Genomic DNA, 25,540 nt, shown 5'->3' with positions numbered 1-25,540 from the left:
GGCGGACTCCACTCGAACAAGATCAAAAAGAAATGAATAGGATACTTAGACTGACTTTTTTTGACGCACGTGATCGTTTGAACCTCGTCAAGGCACTGTTCCGCGCAAAAGATGCTGGGATCTTAATAAATGAAAAGATCATAAACAGGTTACCCACAAGCAAACCATCACATACGAATCGCTTTTAAATGCGATGTATTAAATTTCGTTATCTCCAACGCACCAGAGATCTGGATCGCAATCGGAATGGCGGATCATAGCCTAAAACGCACAGAAGATCCTCCCCTTCTGCACAGATTAGATCGTTTTTATCCACAGGCAAGATTCAGAAAGCGAGTTTAAGCTTTTAAGCCATTTGTCCAGCGTTAAACAGCCCACAGATCCACTATTTTCGGATTTTGCGGGTGAGAAAATCATCACGGATCTACACTTTATCAAGAAGGATCTTGGTTAGATCCTTGCGCTTTGATAGGGAGTCCGTATAATTTCCCACCCACGCGTTGCGCCTGAGTTCTGTTTAGTGATTTTTTTTCGTCACTTTTACAGGCCTCAAACCTATGTATCTCTTAGGGACTATTTAGGGATGCGACGGTGATTGAGGCTCACGTTAGTGAAATTCGGTTGAGCTATCTTGCGATGAGAATTGACTCAGGACTGTACAATTATTACAATCCCGCCTCTTTATATATGCGATTGAGGCGTCGGTCGTTCTCACGCCGAGTAGCCAAACGCGTTTACTGATCAGTAATTATTTAAGTTTAGGTAGAAATCGCTATGAAACGCACTTTCCAACCGTCCGTATTGAAACGTAACCGTTCACACGGTTTCCGTGCTCGTATGGCAACCAAAAATGGTCGTCTGGTTCTGGCCCGCCGTCGTGCGAAAGGCCGTACTCGTCTGACCGTTTCTAAGTAATAAAGCTAACCCTCTGTGGTTAAGCTAGCATTTCCTAGGGAGTTACGTTTGTTAACTCCCAATCATTTCAATTTCGTCTTCCAGCAACCGCAACGAGCCGGCACTCCTCAAATTACCATACTCGGCCGTATGAACACGCTGGGGCATCCCCGCATCGGTCTTACAGTCGCCAAAAAATATGTCAAGCGTGCGCATGAGCGTAACCGGATCAAACGCCTAACGCGTGAGAGCTTCCGTTTAAGCCAACATTCGCTGCCTGCCATGGATTTTGTGGTAATTGCTAAAAAAGGGGTTCAGGAGCTCGATAATCGGGCGCTGACAGAGATTTTGGAAAAGTTATGGCGTCGTCATTGTCGGCAAGCTCGCGTATCCTAATAAAGCTGATACGCGGGTATCAGCTTTTCATTAGTCCGCTGCTCGGACCGCATTGTCGTTTCAGACCAACCTGCTCACAGTACGGAATTGAGGCATTGAGCAGGTTTGGGATGATAAAAGGCAGTTGGTTGACACTGAAACGCGTATTAAAATGCCACCCCTTGAACCCAGGTGGTGATGATCCCGTGCCGCCGAAAACTGACGATAACAGAGAACATTAAGATGGATTCGCAACGCAATCTACTCCTCATCGCTCTGCTGTTCGTGTCTTTCATGATCTGGCAAGCATGGCAAACGGATAACAATCCGCAGCCAACCGCTCAGACCGCAGGACAGACCGCGAACACCACGACAGCCGATGCATCTAGCCAGGCTGTGCCAGAAAGTGGCCAGGGTAAAATGATTACGGTTAAGACAGATGTACTGTCTTTGACCATTAACACCCGTGGTGGTGATATCGAACAGGCTAACCTGTTGGCGTATCCAGCTACTTTAGGTTCTGACCAGCCTTTCCAGCTGTTAGAAACTACACCAAACTTCATCTATCAGGCTCAAAGCGGTCTGACAGGTAAAAATGGTCCAGACAATCCAGCTAACGGTGACCGTCCTCTGTACGCCGCCGATCAAACCAGCTTCGAACTGGTCAATGGTCAGGACGAGCTGCGTATTCCTTTGACGTACACGGCGAAAGACGGCGTGGTCTATACCAAGACCTTCGTTCTTAAACGCGGTGACTACGCAATTGGCGTGGACTACAACGTTAAGAACGCCAGCGCACAGCCGTTGGATCTGACTCTGTTCGGTCAGTTGAAGCAGTCTATCGACCTGCCAAAACACAAAGATACCGGCAGCAACAACTTTGCTCTGCATACCTTCCGTGGTGCGGCGTATTCTTCAAGCGATGATAAATATCAGAAATACGCGTTTGATAAAGACCCGCTGAATATCACCACTAAAGGCGGTTGGGTTGCCATGTTGCAGCAATACTTTGCAACCGCATGGATCCCAGCAACAAACGGTACCAACCAGTTCTACACCGCTAATCTGGGTAACGGACTTTCAACGATTGGCTTTAAAGCTGAACCTGTCGTTGTTGCTCCTGGCACCGAGAAAAACCTGAACGCAACCCTGTGGGTTGGTCCTGAAATCCAGAGTGATATGGCTGCCGTAGCACCTCACTTGGACTTGACCGTAGACTACGGATGGTTGTGGTTCATTTCTCAGCCACTGTTTAAGCTGCTGCAGTTCATTCACAGCTTTATCGGTAACTGGGGCTTCTCGATTATCGTTATCACCTTCATCGTTCGTGGCATCATGTACCCGCTGACTAAAGCGCAGTACACCTCCATGGCGAAAATGCGTATGCTGCAGCCGAAACTGGCCGCAATGCGTGAGCGTATTGGTGACGACAAACAGCGCATGAGCCAAGAAATGATGGCGCTGTACAAATCAGAGAAAGTTAACCCGCTGGGTGGTTGTCTCCCGCTGGTAATTCAGATGCCTATCTTCTTGGCACTGTATTACATGCTGATGGGCTCTGTGGAACTGCGTCAAGCGCCGTTCGCACTGTGGATCCATGACTTAGCCGCACAAGACCCGTACTACATCTTGCCAATTCTGATGGGTATCACGATGTTCTTCATTCAGAAGATGTCGCCAACCACAGTCACTGACCCGATGCAGCAAAAGATCATGACCTTTATGCCGGTCATCTTCACGGTGTTCTTCTTGTGGTTCCCATCAGGTCTGGTGCTGTACTATATCGTCAGCAACCTGGTGACCATCCTCCAGCAACAGCTGATCTACCGTGGTCTTGAGAAACGTGGTCTACACAGCCGCGACAAGAAAAAATCATAATCCACGCGATGATATGAGTTGAGTAAGGCGGTCAATTGACCGCCTTTTTTTATGCCCTGTTTTATGACCTCATTGACCTATCGTCGTCTCAGCATGAAGGTCTATGGTGGGTACGAATTTCAATTTAGTAACGAGAGAGTATGACTATGAGCCAATCCGACACCATCGTTGCCCAAGCAACCCCACCGGGGCGCGGCGGCGTAGGCATTCTGCGCGTATCAGGACGTCAGGCTAAAGAAGTCGCTATGGCGTTGCTGGGTAAATTACCTAAGCCGCGCTATGCGGATTACCTACCGTTTAAAGATACAGACGGCAGCGTGCTGGATCAGGGGATCGCGCTGTACTTCCCCGGCCCAAACTCTTTTACCGGTGAAGACGTTCTTGAACTGCAAGGCCATGGCGGCCCTGTCATCCTCGATCTGCTACTAAAACGCATTCTACAGATGCCAGAAGTCCGCATTGCCCGCCCGGGAGAGTTCTCTGAGCGCGCATTTCTCAATGACAAACTCGATTTAGCGCAGGCCGAAGCAATTGCCGACCTCATCGATGCCAGCTCCGAACAGGCTGCACGCTCAGCGGTAAATTCGCTTCAAGGCGCATTCTCCAATCGCGTTAATCAGCTGGTGGAAGCGCTGACTCATCTGCGTATTTTTGTTGAAGCCGCTATCGACTTCCCCGACGAAGAGATCGATTTTCTCTCAGACGGTAAAATTGAAGCACAGCTAAACGGCGTTATGGGAGAGCTGCAGGCCGTGCGTGCCGAAGCGCGTCAGGGAAGTTTGCTGCGTGAAGGGATGAAAGTGGTGATTGCTGGCCGCCCGAACGCCGGTAAATCCAGCCTGTTAAACGCACTTGCAGGACGCGAAGCCGCTATCGTCACCGACATCGCGGGTACAACGCGTGACGTCCTACGTGAACACATTCATATCGACGGCATGCCGCTACACATCATTGATACCGCAGGTTTACGCGAAGCCAGCGACGAAGTTGAACGCATCGGTATCGAACGTGCATGGAATGAGATCGAACAGGCCGACCGCGTACTGTTCATGGTTGATGGCACTACAACTGACGCTATTGAGCCCGCCAGCATCTGGCCTGAGTTTATGGCTCGTTTGCCAAAAACATTGCCGATTACCGTAGTACGCAACAAAGCCGACATGACCGGCGAAGCGCTGGGACTCAGCGAAGTAAATGGTTACTCACTTATTAGACTCTCTGCGCGAACCGGTGAAGGCATCGACGTTCTGCGCGACCATCTCAAGCAGAGCATGGGCTTTACCAGCAATATGGAAGGTGGGTTCTTAGCTCGTCGCCGTCACCTTCAGGCGCTTGAGACCGCCGCAGAACACCTTGAGCAGGGCAAGGAACAGCTTGTAAGCGCTTATGCAGGTGAATTACTGGCTGAAGAGCTACGTCTTGCTCAGCAGGCGCTCAGTGAGATTACCGGCGAATTCACCTCAGATGATTTACTGGGCCGCATTTTCTCAAGTTTCTGCATTGGTAAGTGATTACTTCTGTTCAAAAACCCGCCAGTGGCGGGTTTTATTTTTTACTAAACCGCTTCCTGAAAACGCTACGCGTTACCTGTGTCAAAACAAACAACAGCGCGCCGCACAAGAAGAGTTTTAGCGTTACATTTAGCGTAATCCCATTTTCAGCCAATTCACTGGCCATAAATGTGAATATGAACGTTCCCGGCAGAATGGTTAAGCAAGAAACTACGCTGTAGCGCCAAAAAGATATCGCCGTTAACCCGTAAGCATAATTTTGAATATTGTAGGGAAAAAGCGGAATCAGGCGGGTAAAAATCAAAAAATCCACACCATAGCGTTGAATGCCTCGCTCAATCTGCTCAAATTTTTGGTTTCCACCAAAACGGCGTAATAACCAAGAGCGTCCTAAGTATCTGGCTAACAAAAAAGAGAGCGAAGAAGCCAACGTGGCGGCAAATAATGAGATGAGCGTTCCGTAAAACACCCCGAAAACGACACCGCCAGCGATAACTAACACGCTTCCTGGGAACAGGAATAGCGAAGTGATAACAAACAACAATATGTAAGCCAAAACTCCCCACCAGCCATGCGAACTCACCCATTGTTGTAACGTTTCAACGTGCGATAACACTTCGGCTAGAGGGCTGTTATGTAAAAGGATAATCAGAGCCACCAAAACCAGCAGGCCGATACCCCGTTTAAGACTTCTTTTGCATCACCATTCCAACTCCTTGTTCTACTTGATATTTACCAAAACATAACCGTTTACGGTCATGGCCAGCGTTAAATTTGTTAGTTAAATCAGTGCGCTGTTGCACAGTTCACACAAAATCGAGTTACTAAATATCTGACGAAGATAAATAATCTCGTGAGCGAAAGCGCTTACGCTATAGTTAGTACGTTACGTATATCCGCCAATTCATCCGTAAATCAGGGAGCGACTATGGATAATCATTTTGCTTGGTGGTATTTATCCAACCAACCTTTAGACGTACATCGTCTCACCGACGATCTGATCACCACCTCACTTCACTACTCACCTAAACGCCGTGAACGTTTTTTACATGGCCGAGCATTGCTGGCAGAGCTTATGTTTCAACTTTATGGCTATGAAAAACTGCCTCGCTTGGCCGTTGCGCCCAGTGGCAGGCCGTGCTTTGTTGATCCAACGCTTCCCGATTTTAGCTTGGGGTATGCTGGCGGTGTCATCGCATTGATGCTTGGCACCAATGGGAAAGTCGGCATGGACGTCGAGATTATCCGAGCGCGTCAGGGCGGCTTTATTCACCTTCAGCAGCAATATATTACCAGCGGCGAAAAAATTTGGATCGATGGACAAGCCGATCGTTTGGAAGCAACAACCCAGCTTTGGGCTATTCGTGAATCGGTTCTTAAGATCTCAGGGCTGGGTACCAGCGGTTTACAAACGCTACGCCTTTTACCGGGTGCAGGAAAACTGCGTTCAACGGTAACGCCGCAGGTCGAAACCATTAGCGCAATACAGGGCGAGATCGCGTGGGCATGCAGTAAATCGCCCACGTTAGGACAGCTCAATTATTGGCTGATGGATCAAGAAGAAAACCAGTTGCTCAATATCACCGCAGAGAAACAAGCTGAGCTAAAAGAGTCCACTTCCTATTTGCGTTTTACCAGCAACGCACCAATACAAACGGCTTAAATGATAAGTCTGATAACAACTTATCTACTCTATGATTGATTATTGATCTAAGATGAGTTCTACATATCCGGTTAAATTACATCAAGAAATGGAGAACTTATGTCAGATAAACCACTGAAAATTGTCACTTTACTCGGTAGCCTACGTAAAGGTTCCTACAATGGGATCGTCGCCAATGCTCTGCCCGGCTTAGCGCCTGAAGGCGTAACCATTGAAGCTTTACCCTCTATTCGCGATATCCCTCTCTATGACGCAGATCGCCAACAGGATGAAGGCTTCCCTGCTCAAATTGAGGCAATTGCCGAGCAAATTCGTCAGGCTGATGGCGTAATCATCGTCACCCCCGAATATAACTACTCTGTTCCGGGTGGCCTGAAAAACGCTATCGATTGGATCTCTCGTCTGCCAAATCAACCGTTAGCTGGAAAGCCTGTGGCAATCCAGACCAGCTCAATGGGGCCGGTTGGCGGTGCACGCTGCCAGTATCATCTGCGCCAGATTTTGGTGTTCTTAGACTCTCAGGTGATGAATAAACCTGAGTTTATGGGCGGCGTGATCCAGAGCAAAGTGGATGAACAGAAGGGCACATTAACGGATGCTTCAACCATTGAGTTCTTAGGCAAACAGCTGTCTGCATTTGCAGATTATGTACGCCGCGTCGGTTGATAGATAAGTTATTGATAGAGAATTGATTGATAGAGAATTGATTGATAGAGAAGTGAATGGGTAAGTAGAACTAAAAAACCCCTTCCCAGCCTCTCTCTGAGAAGAGAGAGGCTAATAATCCCAGCAAACGGGATGTCAGAAGGGGCTTAACCGCGATTAATGCGCATCAACAAATACAATCTTCAGCACAAACAGCAGCGCCACAATCACCACGCATGGGCTGATTTCACGCCAGCGGCCGGTGCCTAACTTCATAATGCAGTAAGAGATAAAGCCAAGCGCGATACCTTCCGTGATCGAGAAGCTAAACGGCATCATGACCGCGGTGATAAACGCCGGTACGGCTTCAGTCAAATCATCCCACTTCACGCGAGACAGGCTAGACGTCATCAATACGCCCACATAAATCAGCGCGCCTGCCGCAGCATAAGCAGGAACCATTCCCGCCAGCGGCGAAAGGAAAATCACCAGCAGGAACAGAATGCCGACGACTACCGCAGTTAAGCCTGTACGCCCGCCCACGGAAACTCCAGAGGTACTTTCGATATAAGCCGTCACCGATGACGTACCAATAAAAGAACCTACGACGGAGCTGATGCTATCGACATACAGCGCCTGTTTCATGCGTGGGAATTTACCGCTCTTGTCTGCCAGCCCTGCTTTATCCGTTACACCAATCAATGTGCCTGATGAGTCAAACAGGTTTACCAGCATGAAGGAGAAAATCACGCCTGCCAGACCGATGTTTAACGCCCCAGATAAATCAACCTGACCTACGACGCTGGTCACGTTCGGCGGCATGGAGAACAAACCGGAATACTGCACATCGCCCAGTGCCCAGCCGATAAGCGTAGTCACCACGATGGATACCAATACGGCGGCATGGAAGCTACGGGATGACAAAATCGCGATGATAAAGAAACCCAAAGCCCCCAGCAAAACGCTGTGAGAGGTCAGATTTCCAACGGCAACCAACGTATCTTTGTTCGGCACAACGATCCCGGCATTTTTCAGGCCCATCATCGCGATAAACAAACCAATACCGCTGGTGATACCCACGCGCAGGCTCATTGGGATATTCGCAATCATCCAGTAACGGATGCGGAAAATAGTCAGCAGCAACAGGCCAACGGCACCCCAGAAAATAGCGCCCATACCAACCTGCCATGTCAGCCCCATAGCGCCAACGACGACAAAGGCAAAGAAGGCATTCAGCCCCATAGCAGGAGCCAGCGCTACCGGTAGGTTAGCCAGCAGGCCCATGAAGATACTACCGAAAGCAGCGATCAGACAGGTGGTAACGAATACAGCCTGTGTATCCATGCCTGCAGCGCCGAGGATTTGCGGGTTGACGAAGACGATATACACCATAGTCAAAAACGTGGTGATACCGGCGATCACCTCAGTCCTTGCGGTGGTGCCATGCTCCTGCAATTTGAAGACACGCTCAAACAGCCCCTGCCCTTGAGCAGAGTTTGAAGTTGAATTATTCATTCTATTAAATCCGGATGGATATTGGCTTTGGGAGAGTATCCTATACCAAAAGAGCTAAATAATGATCCCCGTCACACAGATTTCTAGATGTTTTTTTACTCGTCATTTTAGTGAGCGGTGTCACGTAGACCTATTTAGGCTCTCATATAATGCGTTTATATAAATAAAAACAGATTAATATCAATATGATAAAAACAATTTCAAGGAGCGGAAATTAACATGGAAGGAATAAATAATAAGCATACGCAATCGCTTTCGCGTGAGGAAATGATCCGCCTTCTGGCCGTTTCACGCGGCGATGAAGCAGCTGACTGCATTATTGACAATGTTCGCATTCTCGATCTGATAAACGGTGGCGAACTGCTGGGTCCGATCGTCATTTGCGGTGCAAATATTGCCGGCGTCGGCCCCGCCTATGCAGGTGCCGTAGCCCATCGCCGGATTGACGCCAATAACGCTATTGCGGTACCGGGATTTATTGATTCTCACCTGCATATTGAATCTAGCATGATGACGCCAATAACGTTTGAAAGCGCAACCTTACCGCTGGGCGTCACCAGCATCGTCTGCGATCCTCATGAGATTGTGAACGTAATGGGTAAGCAAGGGTTGGAATGGTTTTTACGCTGTGCGGAACAGGCTCAACAAAATCAGTTCGTACAAATCAGCTCATGCGTACCAGCGCTTGCGGGAAGCGACATCAACGGAGCCGAGTTTCCTTTAGATGAAATGCTGAAATACCGCGATCATTCGCACGTCCTTGGGCTGGCGGAAATGATGAACTTTCCCGGCGTTATTGCTGGAGACGGCGACATCATGGACAAACTGGACGCCTTTCGCCATTTAACCCTTGATGGCCACAGCCCCATGCTAAGCGGCAAAGACCTTAACGGGTATCTAGCGGCAGGCGTAGAAAACTGCCACGAAACTCTACTGCTGCAGGAAGGGCGCGAAAAACTGTCTCTGGGTATGGCGCTCATGATGCGAGAAGGCTCCGCTGCGCGCAATCTGGATACGCTAGCGCCGCTGATTAATGAGTTCAGTAGCCCACAATGCATGCTCTGTACCGACGATCGTAATCCGTGGGAAATTGCGCATGAAGGCCATATCAACGCCCTCATTCATCGCCTAATCAATCAGCATGGCATACCGGTTCACGTTGCCTACCGCGTCGCAAGCTGGTCTCCAGCACGGCATTTCGGCTTAAAACGTCTGGGTCTTATTGCCCCAGGTAAAAGAGCGGATATCGTGATACTCAATGATGTACAACAAGTTGAAATTCAGCAGGTCATTGCCGGAGGAAAGCGGGTTGATGGCCAACAACTCACAGCAACCAGCGAACAGCGTTACCAGCAAACCCAGCCACCGACGCAAAATACTATTCAACGCACGCCGGTTGATGAATCTGCACTAACGCTTCCATTGGAAATCGGCGAACGCTATCGGGCAATACAGGTGATCCCAAATGAACTGATTACCTGCGAACTGCCCGTTATTTGGCAGGGCGAGCGTTTCGATCACGACGACGTATGCAAAATTGCGGTCATGGAACGTTACGGTCATCAAAAACCACCCGCTTTAGGTTTGCTGCAAAACTTTGGTCTTATACGCGGGGCCATGGCTGCAACCGTAAGCCATGATAGCCATAATATCGTGGTGATCGGTCATCATGCGCGCGATATGGCTATCGCCGTTAATCAGTTGATTTCACAGGGTGGGGGCTTATGCGTTGTCGATGAAGGTGAGGTGAAAAGCCATCTTTCGCTGCCTATTGCAGGCTTGATGAGTGACAAACCTGCGGCAGAGATCGCCGATGATATCACCCATCTGAAAAATGCCTGTCGCCGATGTGGCGTGACACTAAATGAACCGTTTATTCAGATGGCGTTTTTATCATTGCCGGTCATCCCCTCATTGAAATTAACCAGCTTAGGGCTATTTGATGTCGATCGCTTCGCATTTACTGAGACTCGCTTTTCTGCCTTAAGTGATTAAACTGGGCACTGGTTTATCTCTGACGACGGCAGCGCTAGGCTGCTGTTTGCCATGAAAAACAAGGAAGCCCAATGACATCTATCAATTGTATTTTCTTCGACTGTGACGGCACGCTGGTCGACAGTGAATACCTGTGCAGCAAAGCTTACGTTCATATGTTCGCCCACTACGGGGTACATCTGTCATTGGATCGCGTTTTCAAGGAATTCAAAGGCGTTAAGCTGTACGAGATCATCGAGCGCATCAAACAAGAACATGCTTTTGAGTCCGATCGTGATGAAATGGAGCAAATTTACCGCGATGAGGTCGCCCGTCTGTTTGCCACCGAACTGAAACCGATTCCCCATGCAGAATCGTTGCTGTCACAGATAACGGTTCCCATGTGCACCACGTCCAACGGACCTGTCAGCAAAATGCAAAACTCATTGGGTTCAACCGGAATGCTCAACTATTTTGGTGACCGACTCTACAGCGGCTACGATATCCAGAGCTGGAAGCCCGACCCAGACCTGATGTTCCACGCAGCCAAAGAGATGGGCGTAGATATTAAAGAGTGTATTTTAGTGGATGATTCACCATCAGGCGTGAAATCGGGCATTGCCGCCGGTATCCCAGTGTTCTACTACTGCGGCGACGCACATAATCCGGTCATTGAGCATCCGCTGGTGACCTCTTTTGACGATCTCAGCGTATTGCCAGAGTTATGGCGTGAACGTGGTTGGTCGCTGACCAAATAGTTTTAGCTTGCAGGTAACGCAGGTTTCAACTGCCACCAGCGGCGTTTTACCACGATATTTTGCGACGTAAAACGCCGGCTCAGCTGGTTGGCAGCCAAATCCAACGCAAGACACATCACGAAATAGACACCCGCTACAAACATAAACACTTCCATCGGATACACCATGCTGCGGTTGTTAACCTGCGTAGCTAAGAACGTCAGTTCACCCACGCCCACAATATACGCCAGCGAAGTATCCTTAATTAATGAAATCCACTGATTAATAAACGACGGCACCATCATTCGCAGAGCCTGAGGCAACACCACATTACCCAAAACCTGCCAGCGATTTAACCCCAGAGAAAGCCCTGCCTGCCATTGTCCACGCCCTACAGCATGTATACCAGCCGCAACGGCATGCGCCAGATAGGCTGAGGCGATCAATGCTAGCGCGCAAACTACCGTGGTAATCTCAGGAATATCAACGCCAAAGACGATTGGGAGAAGGAAGTAAGTCCAGAAGATCAGCATGATAACCGGAATAGCGCGAAAAAATCCCAGCACCGTTGCCAAGGCAGCGCCCAGCCAACCGCGCGACATCGCCAAACAAATCCCCAACAACGTGCCCAACACGGCAGAAATCAACCCTGCAATCAGGCTTATCACCAGCGTTAACGCGGCCCCCCCTAAGGGACCATCAGGAAACTGCCCCCACAGCAGATAGCTGAGGTTATCGTGAATAACGGTGAAATCCATTCTAATAGCGCTCCTGCATCCGTCGACGCTGCTGATACCACATTCCCCAGCCTTCCATCAGCGCAATAATTAAAACGTACAACAGGGTCGCTACGCCAAACGCTTGGAATGTTTTTAGCGTTTCAGTCTCCACCTGCCGTGAAGCATACGAAAGCTCAGCCACACCGATGGCCATGGTTAATGACGAGTTCTTGATGATATTCATGTACTGGCCTAACAACGGTGGCAGAGCAATCTTCACCGCCTGCGGCAGCACGACATAACGCATGCTTTGCCAGAGGCTTAGTCCTAGCGCCTGCGAGGCCTGTTTTTGCCCGCTTGCCACACCGCGAATTCCTGCGCGGATCTCTTCAGAAATAAACGCTGCGGAATACAGCGTCAGGCCAACTAAACCGGCCAAAAACTCAAACGACGGCCATGCGAGAGTCCATCCGCCTATCACCCATTCATGCGGCGCATTTAGCCACTGCATCACAGCGGAAGGTAGAAGCTGTCCTGCGCCGAAGTACCAGAAAAAGAGCTGAACTAGCAGCGGCGTGTTGCGGAAAACCGAGCTGTAGGCCACAACGGGCAAACTCAGCCAGCGCTGTGGGCTATCACGTAGCGCCGCTAATATCAGGCCAAGAAGGGTAGCAAGAACGACCGTACACGCAGATATAACCAGCGTAATCAGAAACCCAGACCACAGCCAATGCAGATACTGCGGCGCCAGAATTACATCGTAAAAAGATTGTCCGTTCATCATGCTCACCGATCGCGATATTCCCAAACCACTTGGAATAGCTGCCTCGATAACAGCTATTCCAAGTCATACGGGAAATGCGACCACGCCTAGACACAGCAGCGCGGCCGCACTTATTCAGAATTGATTAGGACTTGCTGATATCAACAGGGCCAATTTTAAAATCACCACGTGGCTGGGCAGATTTTGTTTCTGGGCCAAACCAGCGATCGTAAATCTTCTCGGCCTGACCATCTTTCTCCAGACCTTCCAACACGGTATTCACTTTAGTCGTCAGACGATCTTCGCCTTTTGGCAAGCCAATGCCTTGATACTCTTTGGTGATGCTGAAAGGTGATATTTCAAAATCAGCTTTTGCTGCTTCCGGCACATTGGCTAACAACCCAACCAATTTGGCATCGTCTTGGGTAATCGCCTGAACGTTACCGTTTCTCAGCGCAGCAAACGCCAACGGCGTGTCATCGTAGGAGATCACTTTAGCGGTTGGGTATTTATCGCGTAGCGTAATTTCCTGCACGGTGCCTTTATCAGCGCCGATACGCAGCTTGGCAATATCGTCAGGCTGTTTCAGCACGCCTTTGTGGGCAATGAATTTTTGCCCCGTACGGAAATACGGCACGCTGAAATTCACCTCTTTGGCACGTTCTGGCGTAATGGTGAAGTTCGCAGCGATTAAATCGACTTTTTTAGACGCTAACAGTGGAATTCGGTTCGCAGGGTTAGTGGCACGCAGTTCAACTTTCACCCCCAACGCTTTACCAATGGCATCGGCAACGTCTACGTCATAACCCACCAGCTTTTTGGTTTGGGGATCGACATAACCAAACGGTGGATTGCTATCAAAAACGGCGATACGTACAACGCCAGCCTTTTGAATATCATCGAGTTTATCGGCGTGAGCCAAACCAGAAACAGCGGAAAGGCTGGCTAACAAGGACAGAACGAGAACGCGTTGCTTCATGGAAAAGCTCCTAAAGGTATTGTGCCCAGAAGTATGTTTTTGCGGCTTTATTTTTAGCGACAGGATTAAATTACGCTTAACCCACATAGAACTGGAAATACTATTAGAGGATATGGATAGATGAATTTGTTTTAAGCGGGTGAGGTTTGCTCTGGTGAAGAAACCTTCTATGTTCAAACAGTGAAAGGTTTTGTACGCCTATCTGCATAGACGTCTCCATGAAGCCACTGGCGTAGGCGTCCGATGAGAGTTCCGTTGCGCGGGGACTCTCAACTCACGCGCTTTTTACCGCGTTGTTTGGCCGACCGGTCTCAGAGCGCACATCCTGTACGCCCTCGACCTGCCACCAGCATCCCTGCTGGCGGCTCTAAAATGCATTTCATCTAACAAGACAAAGACATTTTTGCCTGCCTATCTTTTATATTGTTTAAGTTTTGGTAGGGAGAGCCGCCGGTACAGGGATGTACCGGCGGAGTTTGGGGCGCCCTGAATGGGCGATACCAAACCGGAGCGGAAATGGCATCTTGGATAAGAGCGCGCGGGTGTTGGGTGCGCGCGCTGGCGCACCCAACTCGTTCGCCTACAACAGTGGTTTCATGGAAACTTACTTATAGAATGGCGAACGAAACCATATACCGCATTTATATGTACGATCTACACACTCACTTACATCACGTCGGCTTATTCCCATCCTTCGCCAACAGCTGATCCAACTCATCACCGCCAAGGTGGCGGAAATCCTGCCCTTTAACGAAGTAGAAAATAAACTCACAGATATTCTGACAGCGGTCACCAATACGCTCGATGGAGCGCGCACAGAACAGCGCGGTGAGAACGCTTGGAATGGTGCGCGTATCTTCCATCATGTAGGTCATCAGCTGACGCACAATGCCTTCATATTCCTGGTCGACTTTTTTATCTTCACGATAAATACGTACTGCTTCGTCCAGATCCATGCGGGCGAACGCATCCAGCACGTCATGCAGCATCTGTACAGTATGGCGGCCCAGAGACTCTAGGCTAACCAACAGCGGTTGATGTTGATGAGAGAATTTCTCTAACGCCGTACGGCAGATTTTATCGGCTACGTCGCCAATACGTTCTAATTCGGAGATCGTTTTGATGATCGCCATAACCAAACGTAAGTCACTGGCAGTGGGCTGGCGCTTAGCGATGATCTTCACACAGGCCTCATCGATCGCCACTTCCATCATGTTAACTTTTTTATCGCCTTCAATAACGCGTTTAGCCAGCTCGCCGTCTTGGTTGTGCATGGCGGTAATCGCGTCTGAAAGCTGCTGCTCAACCATCCCACCCATGGTCATCACCTGAGTACGGATGTGCTCCAGCTCGGCGTTAAACTGACCGGAAATATGTTTGTTTAGGTTTAAATTATCCATGATAAGTCCCGTAATCAGCCGTAACGGCCAGTAATGTAATCTTCCGTTTGCTTCTGCGCCGGAGAAGTAAACAGGGTGTCGGTATCGCTAAATTCAATCAGTTCGCCCAGATACATAAACGCGGTATGGTCTGAACAACGGGCAGCCTGCTGCATGTTATGCGTTACGATCACCACCGTGTAGTCTTCTTTCAGTTCGGTGATCAGCTCTTCAATCTTGCTGGTGGAAATCGGATCCAGCGCAGAACAAGGCTCATCGAGCAATAAAACCTCAGGCCGAATAGCGATTCCACGCGCAATACACAAACGCTGCTGCTGTCCACCAGATAGGCTGTAACCGCTCTGATGAAGCTTATCTTTTGATTCGTTCCACAGCGCCGCTTTGGTTAATGCCCACTGAACGCGCTCATCCATCTCGGCACGCGACAGCTTTTCAAACAAACGCACACCAAAAGCAATGTTGTCATAAATTGACATCGGGAAAGGCGTTGGCTTTTGGAATACCATACCCACTTTGGCACGCAGCAGGGCGATATCTGAGTTATCAGTCAGAATATTGTGCCCATCGAGCAGGATTTCACCCTCTGCGCGCTGCTCAGGATAGAGCTGGAACATTTTGTTAAAGGTACGCAGCAATGTGGACTTACCACAGCCTGACGGGCCGATAAACGCCGTCACCTTGTTCTTTTCGATATCCAGCGAAATATTCTTCAGCGCGTGGAACTTGCCGTAGTAGAAGTTAAGATCGCGAACCTGGATTTTGCTGTTGGTCGTGTCTGTAACAATACTCATCTCTAATCTCTCTTTTTCACGACGCTGCTTTTCTTAGAGATAAGCAACGCCTGCAATAATTAATGCTTTTCTTAGCGCTTCTTCTGAGCAAAAACGACGCGCGCCAGAATGTTCAGCAGCAGAACACATAGGGTTATCAGTAACACCCCAGCCCAAGCCAGCTCTTGCCATTCGGCGAACGGGCTCATTGCAAACTTAAATATGGTGACCGGGAGGTTGGCAATCGGCTGCGACATATCGGTGCTCCAAAACTGGTTGGAGAGCGATGTAAACAGCAGCGGTGCGGTTTCACCGGCAATACGCGCAATCGCCAACAGCACGCCGGTGATAATGCCGGAAACCGATGCTTTTAACGTGATGGCAGAGATCATCTTCCATTTTGGTGTTCCCAGCGCATAGGCCGCTTCACGCAGGCTATCAGGTACCAGTTTCAGCATGTTTTCGGTGGTACGAATAACGATAGGGATCTGCAACAGCGCTAGCGCAATCACACCCGCCCACCCGGAGAAATGCTGCACCTTGGCAACAACGATGGTGTAAACAAACAGCCCAACCACAATAGACGGCGCAGAGAGCAAGATGTCATTAATAAAGCGGATAAAATTCGCCAACCATCCTTTGCGGCCATACTCGGCTAAATAGATACCAGCCATAATGCCTAGCGGAGTACCAATCACCGTAGCCCACAGGATTAGCAAGCCAGAACCGGCAATGGCGTTAGCCAAACCACCGCCCTCACTGTTTGGCGGGGGCGTCATTTCGGTAAACAGCGCGATGGACATGCCATCAACGCCTTTCGTGATCGTCGAAAATAAAATCCACACTAGCCAGAACAGCCCAAAGGCCATCGTAACCATCGACAAAAACAGCGCAATGCGGTTTTTCTGACGACGCCATGCCTGCATTTTTCGGCGTGAACTGGCTAAAGCCTGAGCGTCATTCATATCAATCATCGCCATCTTAACGTCCCTCATTCTTATCAAGACGTAAAATCATCAGCTTGGACAACGCCAACACAATGAACGTGATAACAAACAGGATCAGGCCTAATTCCATCAACGCCGCCGTATGTAGTCCTGACTCAGCCTCAGCAAACTCGTTCGCCAAAGCAGAAGTAATACTGTTCCCCGGCATAAACAGCGAAGCGCTGTCGAGCTGGTAGGTATTACCAATAACGAAGGTTACCGCCATGGTTTCGCCCAGCGCACGCCCTAAGCCCAGCATGATGCCGCCAATCACTCCATTTTTGGTAAATGGCAGAACGATGCGGCTCATCACTTCCCACGTCGTACAGCCAATGCCGTAGGCGGATTCTTTCATCATCACCGGCGTTTGCTCAAACACGTCACGCATTACGGCGGCAATATAAGGAATGATCATGATGGCAAGAATCACACCGGCTGCCAAAATACCGATACCAAACGCAGGGCCAGCAAATAGGTCACCCACAATCGGAATACCGGAAAGCACATCGCCCACCGGCGTTTGGAAATATTCGGCAAACAGCGGAGCAAAAACAAACAGCCCCCACATGCCATAAACAATGCTCGGAATAGCGGCCAACAGTTCAATCGCAACACCCAGCGGGCGGCGCAGCCAAGTTGGTGCGAGTTCAGTGAGGAACAACGCGATCCCAAAACTCACCGGTACGGCAATCACTAAGGCAATGATTGAGGTGACGATCGTGCCGTAAATGGGTACTAAGGCACCGAACTGCTCCGCTGGTGCGTCCCACTCTTTGGACCACAGGAAGGCGAAGCCAAACTTCTGGATGCTCGGCAGCGACGCGATAAACAGCGAAACAATAATGCCGCCCAGCAACAATAGAGTAATCAGCGCTGCTAGTTTGACTAGAGCACCAAAGATAACGTCACCGTTTTTACTCGGTGGTTTTATTTTTGATTCTTTCTTGGGCAACGAAGGCTTAGGTAACGGATGTTCAGCCATGTGATTCTCTTCTTAAACTAGTGTTCCGCTTCCAAAGCATCAGCTCTGGAAGCGGATGAAACATTAGTACAGCGCTTTACCTGAACTATCTTTTACGTTGGTCTTCCATGCTGCACGGATCTGCTCAACGACAGCGTTAGGCAGTGGTGCATAGTCCAAAGCGCTGGCTTCTTTGCCGCCATTTTTATAGGCCCAGTCAAAGAATTTCAGTACCGCAGCACCCTGCTCTGGTTTCTGCTGATCTTTATGCACCAGAATGAAGGTGGTGGAGCTGATAGGCCATGCATTAGCGCCTTTCTGGTTGGTCAGGTCTTGGGCGAAGGATTTGCTCCAGTCAGCGCCTTTAGCAGCGTTGCTAAAGCTCTCTTCCGTTGGCAGAACAGCGTCGCCATCAGCAGAGATCAGCTTGGTATAAGCCAGCTTGCTTTGCTTAACGTAAGCATACTCAACATAGCCAATGGAACCTGGCAGACGCTGGATAAACGCGGCTACGCCGTCGTTACCCTTGCCGCCCAAACCGGTTGGCCAATTAACGGTAGATCCTGCGCCAACTTTAGATTTCCAATCTGGGTTCACTTTCGCCAGATAGTTGGTGAAGACATAAGAAGTACCAGAGCCATCAGCGCGGCGAACCACGGCAATGTTGGTATCGGGCAGTTTTAAGCCTGGATTTAATTTAGTGATCGCTGGGTCATTCCATTTTTTGATGTTACCCAGATAGATATCACCCAGAGTTTTGCCATCCAGCGTCAGTTCGCCAGATTTCAAACCCGGAATATTGACCGCCAGCACCACACCACCGATAACGGTTGGGAACTGGAACAGACCGTCTGCGGCCAGTTTTTCATCGGTAAGAGGCGCATCAGAAGCACCGAAATCAACGGTGTTAGCAATAATTTGCTTAACGCCGCCGGAAGAACCAATACCTTGATAGTTAACTTTGTTACCGGTTTCTTTCTGATAGGTATCTGCCCACTTAGCATAAACAGGCGCGGGGAAAGTCGCACCGGCACCGGTCAAGCTGGTCGCGGCAAATGCAGACATTGTAGTCAGAGAGCAAGTTGCAGCAACAATGGCAGCAACAGTCTTAGAGGTAACCATTTTTTTAGTGACAACCAAGGAACGCATCGGCTTCATATTCCCTCCACGGGGAGTGTTATTCATCAGCATCAGTGTGAACAATCAAGTTTAAGTATGGTGCAGGAGGGAAAATAAGGCAGTTTGATGACAGTAAAATGTATGGAATATGACAGTTTTATTACAGATGAAATGTTTGTTGGCGGGGAAAAATGAAAAAGCCCCGCGAACGGGGCTTAGAGACAGGTTTACTCAACGGTTACCGATTTAGCCAGATTTCGCGGCTGATCGACATCAGTACCTTTGATCAGCGCCACGTGATACGAAAGCAGCTGAAGCGGAACGGTATAGAAGATTGGCGCAATCACCTCTTCTACGTGCGGCAGAGAAATAATGCGCATACCTTCGCTATCGGTGAAGCCTGCGTCTTTATCAGCGAAGACATACAGTAAACCGCCGCGCGCGCGAACTTCTTCAATATTGGATTTTAATTTTTCCAACAGTTCGTTGTTTGGCGCAATCACAACCACCGGCATATCGGCATCAATCAGCGCCAGTGGTCCGTGTTTGAGTTCACCTGCCGCATAGGCTTCTGCGTGGATATAGGAGATCTCTTTAAGCTTCAGAGCACCTTCCATTGCAATTGGGTACTGATCGCCACGGCCAAGGAACAACGCATGCTGTTTATCCATGAAATCTTCGGCTAATTCTTCAATGCCTTGATCCATTGATAACATCTGCTCAATACGCGCAGGCAGAGCTTGCAGGGCGTGAACGATATCGTGTTCAACCTGTTCAGGCATCGCATGCAGGCGACCAATACGCGCCACCAGCATCAGCAAAACGGTTAACTGAGTGGTAAACGCTTTGGTTGATGCTACGCCGATTTCCGTTCCTGCTTTGGTCATCAGAGCCAAATCAGATTCACGCACCAGCGACGAGCTCGCTACGTTACAGATAGCCAACGAGCCTAAATAGCCAATCTCTTTAGACAGACGTAAAGCCGCTAACGTATCCGCAGTTTCACCCGACTGAGATAACGTAATAATCAGGCTGTTTTTACGTACCGCAGACTTGCGATAGCGGAATTCAGAAGCAATCTCCACGTCGCAAGGCACACCGGCCAGAGATTCAAACCAATAGCGCGCCACCATACCCGAGTGGTATGACGTGCCACAGGCGATAATCTGGATGTGCTCCACCTTCGCCAGCAGCGCATCAGCTTTCTCGCCGAGTTCGCTCAGATCAACTTTACCGTGGCTAAAACGCCCCTCGAGGGTATTTTTGATGGCTAACGGCTGCTCGTAGATCTCTTTTTGCATGTAGTGGCGGTATGCACCTTTGTCACCCGCGTCATATTGCACGTTGGATTCAATTTCTGCGCGTTCAACAGCATTGCCTTCTTTATCAAAGATCTTCACCGTACGGCGCGTCACTTCGGCTATATCGCCCTCTTCCAAAAAGATGAAGCGGCGAGTAACAGGCAGCAGTGCCAGCTGATCGGAGGCAATAAAGTTTTCTCCCATCCCGCAACCAATCACCAGCGGACTACCTGAGCGGGCGGTGACCAGCACATCTGGATGGCGTGCATCCATCACTACGGTGCCGTAAGCGCCACGCAGCTGTGGAATAACGCGTTGAACCACTTCTAATAGAGAACCACCAGCCTGCTGCTGCTCCCAATGGGTGAGATGCGCGATCACTTCGGTGTCGGTTTCAGACGTAAAGTGATAGCCACGCTCAATCAACAACGCACGCAGGGATTCGTAGTTTTCGATAATACCGTTGTGTACCACGGCAATATGTTCAGAAACATGCGGGTGCGCATTGTGCTCGGTAGGTTCACCGTGCGTTGCCCAGCGAGTATGCGCAATACCGGTTCCCCCGGTCATTGGGCTTTCCGCTACGGCATCACTGAGAGCCTGCACCTTTCCGACGCGGCGGATACGCTGCATATGCCCCTGATGATCAACGACCGCCAGACCCGCAGAATCATAACCACGGTATTCTAAACGACGCAGACCTTCTAACAGGATTTCTGCAATATCACGCTGCGCAACTGCGCCAACAATTCCACACATAGTGTTTGATTCCTATAACAAGAACAGCATTTCGTTTGCTGTTCTGTCGATGTCCGTACGATCTGATTTGGTGCCCCGAGCCTGTAGAGATTGGGGCGATTCCCCTGTGGGGATATTATTTTTTACTGCTTATTTTGTTCTGTGCCTTGGTAAACAAGACACAGTGCAAAATAGATTACCGTTGTAATCATCAACCGTGTTTAACGGGGATAACCTATCTTATTCGGCGACTATTTCTTTACCGGACGCTTCCAGCCTTGGATATGCGTTTGCTTAACGCGGCTTAAAACCAGCTCGTTTTCCGCCACGTTTTTCGTTACGGTTGTGCCCGCAGCAATAGTGACACCGTTGCCAATGGTGACAGGAGCCACCAGTTGAGTATCGGACCCCACAAACACATCGTCGCCGATAATTGTCTTAAATTTATTTGCGCCATCGTAGTTACAGGTAATCGTACCCGCACCAATGTTCACGTTATCGCCAATTTCCGCATCGCCCAAATAGGAAAGGTGTCCTGCTTTGGAGCCTTTACCCAAGCGCGCTTTCTTCATCTCAACAAAATTGCCAACATGCGCCTTCTCAGCCAAATCAGCGCCTGGACGCAGGCGAGCGAATGGCCCCACGGTACATTCCGTCGCTAAAGTGGAGTTTTCAATCACGGTATAAGGGCTAATTTCGCAATCATCACCGATAACGCAGTCTTTCAGCACACAGCCGGTACCGATACGTACGCGATCACCCAGCTTAACGGTACCTTCGATAATCACGTTGGTATCAATGGAGATGTCGCGACCGTGGATCAGTTCACCGCGCAGATCGAAACGGGCAGGATCAAGCAACATTACGCCAGCTAACAACAGCTTCTGTGCCTGTTCAGACTGGTATTCACGCTCCAGAGCAGACAGCTGCAGACGGTTGTTAACGCCCTCAACCTCACTCAAGCGATCAGGATGAACGGCTTCGATACGATTACCTTCCTGATGCGCCAAGGCGATAATGTCAGTAATGTAATATTCACCCTGAGCATTATTGTTGTTAAGTTTGCCTAGCCAACGTTTTAGATCGCGACCACTAGCAACCAGAATTCCAGTGTTGATTTCATTGATTTTATGCTGCTCAGCCGTGGCATCTTTATGTTCAACGATGCCCACAACGTTGTCGTTTTCACGCACTATGCGGCCATAGCCAGTAGGATTAGCAAGCTTAACGGTCAGCAAACCAATACCGCCCTGCGGTTTAGCAGCTAACAGACGTTGCAGCGTTTCACCGGAAATAAGCGGCACATCGCCATACAGCATCAGCACATCTTCATCATCAGAAAAATGTGGCGCCGCTTGTTGCATCGCATGCCCAGTCCCCAGCTGCTCGGCCTGTAATACCCAGTTCAGCGGTTGGTCTGACAGTTTTTCTTTTAGCAGATCTCCACCGTGGCCATAAACCAGATGCACGTTCTGTGCGCCCAACTTTAAAGCCGTATCAATGACATGCTGAACCATTGGCTTTCCAGCCAGAGGATGAAGCACTTTAGGAAGATCGGAATACATACGAGTACCCTTGCCTGCGGCAAGAATAACAACGCTTAAAGAACTGTTAGACATAAGCAACCTGATTCATTCAAATTGATGGGCAAAGTAAACCTGTTTGATAACAGAATTACTACATATTTCTCAGCACAAAACTTTCGCAAGCCGCGCTGGCTGCGGAATAGACACATAATAAATAACAGCGGGCAGAATGGGAAAATATGTCTGCGAACAGAGACAAATAATAGGTTAATTGCACAACGTTTAGGCGAGATTTGCTCTGGGGAAAGTCTTATTTTCAGAATAAAAAAAAGCGGCTTTTCAGCCGCTTTTTATTTGGAGTCTGCTTACATCGCTTTCTTGGTCAATTCGATAACGCGAAGTTTCGCGATCGCTTTGGACAATTCCGCTGATGCCTGAGCATAGTCGACATCGCCGTGCGAGTTATTGATGTGTTCTTCCGCTTTACGCTTAGATTCCATCGCTCGCGCCTCGTCGAGGTCTTGACCACGAATGGCGGTATCTGCCAACACGGTTACCGAGCTCGGCTGTACCTCAAGGATACCGCCGGACAGGTAGATGAACTCTTCTTCACCATGCTGTTTAACAATACGCACCATGCCAGGCTTAATGGCAGTAAGCAGCGGGGCGTGACCAGGGAAAACCCCTAGCTCACCTTCACTACCTGTCACCTGGATTTTCTGTACCAGCCCAGAAAACATTTTCTGCTCTGCGCTGACAACGTCCAGATGGTAAGTCATAGCCATATCAACCTCCTCTCAAGGCGTTACAGTTTCTTGGCTTTTTCCACTGCTTCTTCAATGGTGCCAACCATGTAGAACGCCTGCTCTGGCAGATGATCGTAATCACCATCCAGAATGCCTTTGAAACCACGAATGGTATCTTTCAGCGAGACGAACTTGCCCGGAGAACCGGTAAAGACTTCAGCAACGAAGAATGGCTGTGACAGGAAACGTTGGATTTTACGCGCACGAGCAACGACCAATTTGTCTTCTTCAGACAGTTCGTCCATACCCAGAATCGCGATGATATCTTTCAGTTCCTGATAACGTTGCAGAATAGACTGCACGCCACGTGCCACGTCGTAGTGTTCCTGACCCACAACCAGTGGATCCAGCTGACGGCTGGTGGAATCCAGCGGGTCAACGGCTGGGTAGATACCCAGAGAAGCGATCTGACGGCTCAGTACCACAGTTGCATCCAAGTGAGCAAAGGTGGTTGCTGGTGATGGGTCAGTCAAGTCATCCGCAGGTACGTAAACGGCCTGAACAGAGGTGATTGAACCCGTTTTGGTAGAGGTGATACGTTCTTGCAGAACACCCATCTCTTCCGCCAGCGTTGGCTGATAACCTACCGCAGAAGGCATACGACCCAGCAGTGCAGATACTTCGGTACCGGCCAAGGTATAACGGTAGATGTTATCGATGAACAGCAGTACGTCACGACCTTCGTCACGGAACTTCTCAGCCATAGTCAGACCGGTCAGCGCAACGCGCAGACGGTTTCCTGGTGGCTCATTCATCTGGCCATAAACCAGTGATACTTTGTCCAATACGTTGGAGTCGGTCATTTCGTGGTAGAAGTCGTTACCCTCACGAGTACGTTCACCCACGCCGGCAAATACAGAGTAACCTGAGTGCTCGATCGCGATGTTACGGATCAGCTCCATCATGTTTACTGTTTTACCAACACCCGCACCACCGAACAGACCGACTTTACCGCCCTTAGCGAACGGACAAATCAAGTCCATTACCTTGATACCGGTTTCCAGCAGTTCTTGCGAGTTAGACAGTTCTTCGTAGCTTGGAGCTTCACGGTGAATAGCCCAGCGATCTTCTTCGCCGATATCACCCTTCATATCAATTGGCTCACCCAGTACGTTCATAATGCGGCCTAAGGTCGCTTTACCTACTGGGACTTCAATCGGGTGCTCCAGGTCAACAACGTCCAGTCCGCGACGCAGACCGTCAGAAGTACCCATAGCGATACAGCGTACAACGCCGCCGCCTAGCTGCTGCTGAACTTCCAGTACCAGTTTAGTGGCACCGCCTTTCACCTCAAGTGCGTTATACACTTTAGGCACGGCATCTTGCGGGAACTCGACGTCCACCACAGCGCCGATAACCTGGATAATCTTTCCAGTAGCCATCTTGAATCCTCTACGTAATTCGTAAAACCTAGCTTAAACCGCGGAGGCTCCACCGACGATCTCGGTGAGCTCTTGGGTAATGCTGGCCTGACGAGCTTTGTTGTATACCAACTGCAGCTCTTTGATCAGGCTACCGCCGTTATCAGTTGCGGCTTTCATCGCAACCATTCGAGCGGCCTGCTCACTGGCCAGGTTTTCCACGACGCCCTGATAAACCTGAGATTCCACATAACGACGCAGCAAGGTATCCAGCAGCGCCTTAGGATCGGGTTCGTACAGGTAATCCCATGATTTCTTCTTCAACTCGCTATCATCAGACGGTGGCAGCGGCAACAGCTGAAGGATTTGAGGTTCTTGAGACATGGTATTGATGAACTTGTTGCTCACCACATACAGTTTGTCCAGACGCCCTTCATCATAAGCCTGCAACATCACTTTTACCGGCCCAATCAATTCAGAAAGGGAAGGGTGGTCACCCATACCGGTTACCTGTGCAACGATATTACCGCCCACAGAACCAAAGAAAGATGCTGCTTTGGAACCAATCAGCGCAAGATCAACTTCAACGCTTTTTTCGTTCCAGCTTTTCATATCCGTCAGCAGTTTTTTGAACAGGTTAATGTTCAAGCCACCACACAGACCACGGTCGGTAGAAACCACCAGATACCCAACGCGCTTAACATCGCGCTCTTCCAGGTACGGGTGTTTATATTCCAGATTACCAAGGGCAAGGTGACCAATCACTTTGCGCATGGTTTCTGCATAAGGACGGCTGGCCGCCATGCGATCCTGCGTTTTACGCATTTTGGAGGCGGCGACCATTTCCATCGCTTTAGTGATCTTTTGCGTGTTTTGGACGCTTGCGATCTTACTACGTATCTCTTTTGCGCCGGCCATC

General features: G+C 49.5%; 25 protein-coding genes. 10 read left to right on the top strand and 15 right to left on the bottom strand.

Annotated elements, in window-relative coordinates; genetic code table 11:
- The 6 genes from AB3Y96_RS22590 to mnmE form a co-directional block, all read left to right on the top strand.
- Positions 1–188, top strand: a 188-nt coding sequence (locus tag AB3Y96_RS22590) for a hypothetical protein (protein ID WP_367300256.1), incomplete at its 5' end; no start/stop codon positions are given.
- A 586-nt stretch (positions 189–774) separates the two neighbouring features.
- Positions 775–915, top strand: a complete 141-nt coding sequence (gene rpmH / locus AB3Y96_RS22585; RefSeq protein ID WP_025797346.1) for a 50S ribosomal protein L34 — start codon at positions 775–777, stop codon at positions 913–915.
- A 15-nt stretch (positions 916–930) separates the two neighbouring features.
- Positions 931–1,290, top strand: a complete 360-nt coding sequence (gene rnpA, locus AB3Y96_RS22580) for a ribonuclease P protein component (protein WP_004093963.1) — start codon at positions 931–933, stop codon at positions 1,288–1,290.
- Positions 1,254–1,511: a membrane protein insertion efficiency factor YidD gene (gene yidD, locus AB3Y96_RS22575; protein WP_008815724.1), complete on the top strand. Its 258-nt coding sequence runs from the start codon at positions 1,254–1,256 to the stop codon at positions 1,509–1,511. Before rnpA ends, yidD begins: the two co-directional genes overlap by 37 nt.
- Position 1,512: 1 nt before the next feature.
- Positions 1,513–3,147: a membrane protein insertase YidC gene (yidC, locus tag AB3Y96_RS22570; protein WP_072308147.1), complete on the top strand. Its 1,635-nt coding sequence runs from the start codon at positions 1,513–1,515 to the stop codon at positions 3,145–3,147.
- A 146-nt stretch (positions 3,148–3,293) separates the two neighbouring features.
- Positions 3,294–4,658, top strand: coding sequence for a tRNA uridine-5-carboxymethylaminomethyl(34) synthesis GTPase MnmE (mnmE, locus tag AB3Y96_RS22565; protein ID WP_025797354.1), 1,365 nt, complete (start codon positions 3,294–3,296; stop codon positions 4,656–4,658).
- 34 nt (positions 4,659–4,692) lie between these two features.
- Here the strand turns inward: mnmE and AB3Y96_RS22560 are convergent, their stop codons facing one another.
- Positions 4,693–5,241 carry a TVP38/TMEM64 family protein gene (locus AB3Y96_RS22560; protein ID WP_367300364.1) on the bottom strand — a complete coding sequence of 183 codons (549 nt, stop codon included), beginning with the start codon at positions 5,239–5,241 and terminating at the stop codon, positions 4,693–4,695.
- Positions 5,242–5,586: 345 nt separating this feature from the next.
- Here AB3Y96_RS22560 and AB3Y96_RS22555 point away from each other — a divergent pair, with 345 nt between their 5' ends.
- Positions 5,587–6,321: a 4'-phosphopantetheinyl transferase superfamily protein gene (locus tag AB3Y96_RS22555; protein WP_072308146.1), complete on the top strand. Its 735-nt coding sequence runs from the start codon at positions 5,587–5,589 to the stop codon at positions 6,319–6,321.
- 99 nt (positions 6,322–6,420) lie between these two features.
- The gene (locus tag AB3Y96_RS22550; RefSeq protein ID WP_072308145.1) at positions 6,421–6,987 is read left to right on the top strand and encodes an NADPH-dependent FMN reductase; all 567 of its coding nucleotides are present in this window, start codon (positions 6,421–6,423) and stop codon (positions 6,985–6,987) included.
- Between the two features lie 156 nt (positions 6,988–7,143).
- Here AB3Y96_RS22550 and AB3Y96_RS22545 read toward each other — a convergent pair whose 3' ends face one another.
- Entirely contained in the window at positions 7,144–8,481 is a 1,338-nt protein-coding gene (locus AB3Y96_RS22545) for an NCS2 family permease (RefSeq protein ID WP_040045281.1), read from the bottom strand.
- Between the two features lie 219 nt (positions 8,482–8,700).
- On the opposite strand from AB3Y96_RS22545, the gene adeD reads away from it, so the two are divergent.
- Positions 8,701–10,476: an adenine deaminase gene (adeD, locus tag AB3Y96_RS22540; protein ID WP_367300255.1), complete on the top strand. Its 1,776-nt coding sequence runs from the start codon at positions 8,701–8,703 to the stop codon at positions 10,474–10,476.
- Positions 10,477–10,547: 71 nt separating this feature from the next.
- Complete coding sequence (yieH, locus tag AB3Y96_RS22535; RefSeq protein WP_367300254.1) at positions 10,548–11,213, top strand: 6-phosphogluconate phosphatase; 666 nt, start codon at positions 10,548–10,550, stop codon at positions 11,211–11,213.
- Positions 11,214–11,215: 2 nt separating this feature from the next.
- Here the strand turns inward: yieH and AB3Y96_RS22530 are convergent, their stop codons facing one another.
- The 13 genes from AB3Y96_RS22530 to atpG all read right to left on the bottom strand — a co-directional run bounded on the left by AB3Y96_RS22530 (position 11,216) and on the right by atpG (position 25,539).
- Positions 11,216–11,950, bottom strand: a complete 735-nt coding sequence (locus AB3Y96_RS22530; protein ID WP_367300253.1) for an amino acid ABC transporter permease — start codon at positions 11,948–11,950, stop codon at positions 11,216–11,218.
- Between the two features lies 1 nt (position 11,951).
- Positions 11,952–12,692 carry an amino acid ABC transporter permease gene (locus tag AB3Y96_RS22525; protein ID WP_367300252.1) on the bottom strand — a complete coding sequence of 247 codons (741 nt, stop codon included), beginning with the start codon at positions 12,690–12,692 and terminating at the stop codon, positions 11,952–11,954.
- A gap of 127 nt (positions 12,693–12,819) precedes the next feature.
- Positions 12,820–13,653 (bottom strand): ABC transporter substrate-binding protein, encoded by an 834-nt coding sequence (locus tag AB3Y96_RS22520; RefSeq protein WP_025797372.1) that lies wholly within the window; start codon positions 13,651–13,653, stop codon positions 12,820–12,822.
- Positions 13,654–14,324: 671 nt separating this feature from the next.
- Positions 14,325–15,053, bottom strand: a complete 729-nt coding sequence (phoU, locus tag AB3Y96_RS22515; RefSeq protein WP_025797374.1) for a phosphate signaling complex protein PhoU — start codon at positions 15,051–15,053, stop codon at positions 14,325–14,327.
- 14 nt (positions 15,054–15,067) lie between these two features.
- Positions 15,068–15,844, bottom strand: a complete 777-nt coding sequence (gene pstB / locus AB3Y96_RS22510; protein ID WP_025797376.1) for a phosphate ABC transporter ATP-binding protein PstB — start codon at positions 15,842–15,844, stop codon at positions 15,068–15,070.
- Positions 15,845–15,915: 71 nt separating this feature from the next.
- Positions 15,916–16,803, bottom strand: a complete 888-nt coding sequence (gene pstA, locus AB3Y96_RS22505; RefSeq protein WP_040045286.1) for a phosphate ABC transporter permease PstA — start codon at positions 16,801–16,803, stop codon at positions 15,916–15,918.
- 1 nt (position 16,804) lies between these two features.
- A complete protein-coding gene (gene pstC / locus AB3Y96_RS22500) occupies positions 16,805–17,791 on the bottom strand; it encodes a phosphate ABC transporter permease PstC (RefSeq protein WP_072308140.1) in 987 nt (328 codons plus the stop codon).
- Positions 17,792–17,854: 63 nt separating this feature from the next.
- On the bottom strand, positions 17,855–18,892 hold the full coding sequence (gene pstS / locus AB3Y96_RS22495) for a phosphate ABC transporter substrate-binding protein PstS (RefSeq protein ID WP_175421594.1): 1,038 nt from the start codon (positions 18,890–18,892) through the stop codon (positions 17,855–17,857).
- A gap of 224 nt (positions 18,893–19,116) precedes the next feature.
- A complete protein-coding gene (glmS, locus tag AB3Y96_RS22490) occupies positions 19,117–20,949 on the bottom strand; it encodes a glutamine--fructose-6-phosphate transaminase (isomerizing) (RefSeq protein ID WP_072308138.1) in 1,833 nt (610 codons plus the stop codon).
- A gap of 230 nt (positions 20,950–21,179) precedes the next feature.
- Positions 21,180–22,547, bottom strand: coding sequence for a bifunctional UDP-N-acetylglucosamine diphosphorylase/glucosamine-1-phosphate N-acetyltransferase GlmU (glmU, locus tag AB3Y96_RS22485; protein ID WP_367300251.1), 1,368 nt, complete (start codon positions 22,545–22,547; stop codon positions 21,180–21,182).
- Positions 22,548–22,819: 272 nt separating this feature from the next.
- Entirely contained in the window at positions 22,820–23,239 is a 420-nt protein-coding gene (locus AB3Y96_RS22480; protein ID WP_004093913.1) for a F0F1 ATP synthase subunit epsilon, read from the bottom strand.
- A 20-nt stretch (positions 23,240–23,259) separates the two neighbouring features.
- Entirely contained in the window at positions 23,260–24,642 is a 1,383-nt protein-coding gene (gene atpD, locus AB3Y96_RS22475; RefSeq protein ID WP_072308136.1) for a F0F1 ATP synthase subunit beta, read from the bottom strand.
- Positions 24,643–24,675: 33 nt separating this feature from the next.
- On the bottom strand, positions 24,676–25,539 hold the full coding sequence (gene atpG, locus AB3Y96_RS22470) for a F0F1 ATP synthase subunit gamma (RefSeq protein ID WP_025797385.1): 864 nt from the start codon (positions 25,537–25,539) through the stop codon (positions 24,676–24,678).
- Position 25,540 lies beyond the last annotated feature (1 nt).

The sequence above is a fragment of the Hafnia alvei genome (assembly GCF_964063325.1).
Classification (GTDB): Bacteria; Pseudomonadota; Gammaproteobacteria; order Enterobacterales; family Enterobacteriaceae; genus Hafnia; species Hafnia alvei_B.
The sequence above is the reverse complement of the archived record's forward strand: the minus strand, read 5'-3'. Positions and strand labels throughout refer to the sequence as shown.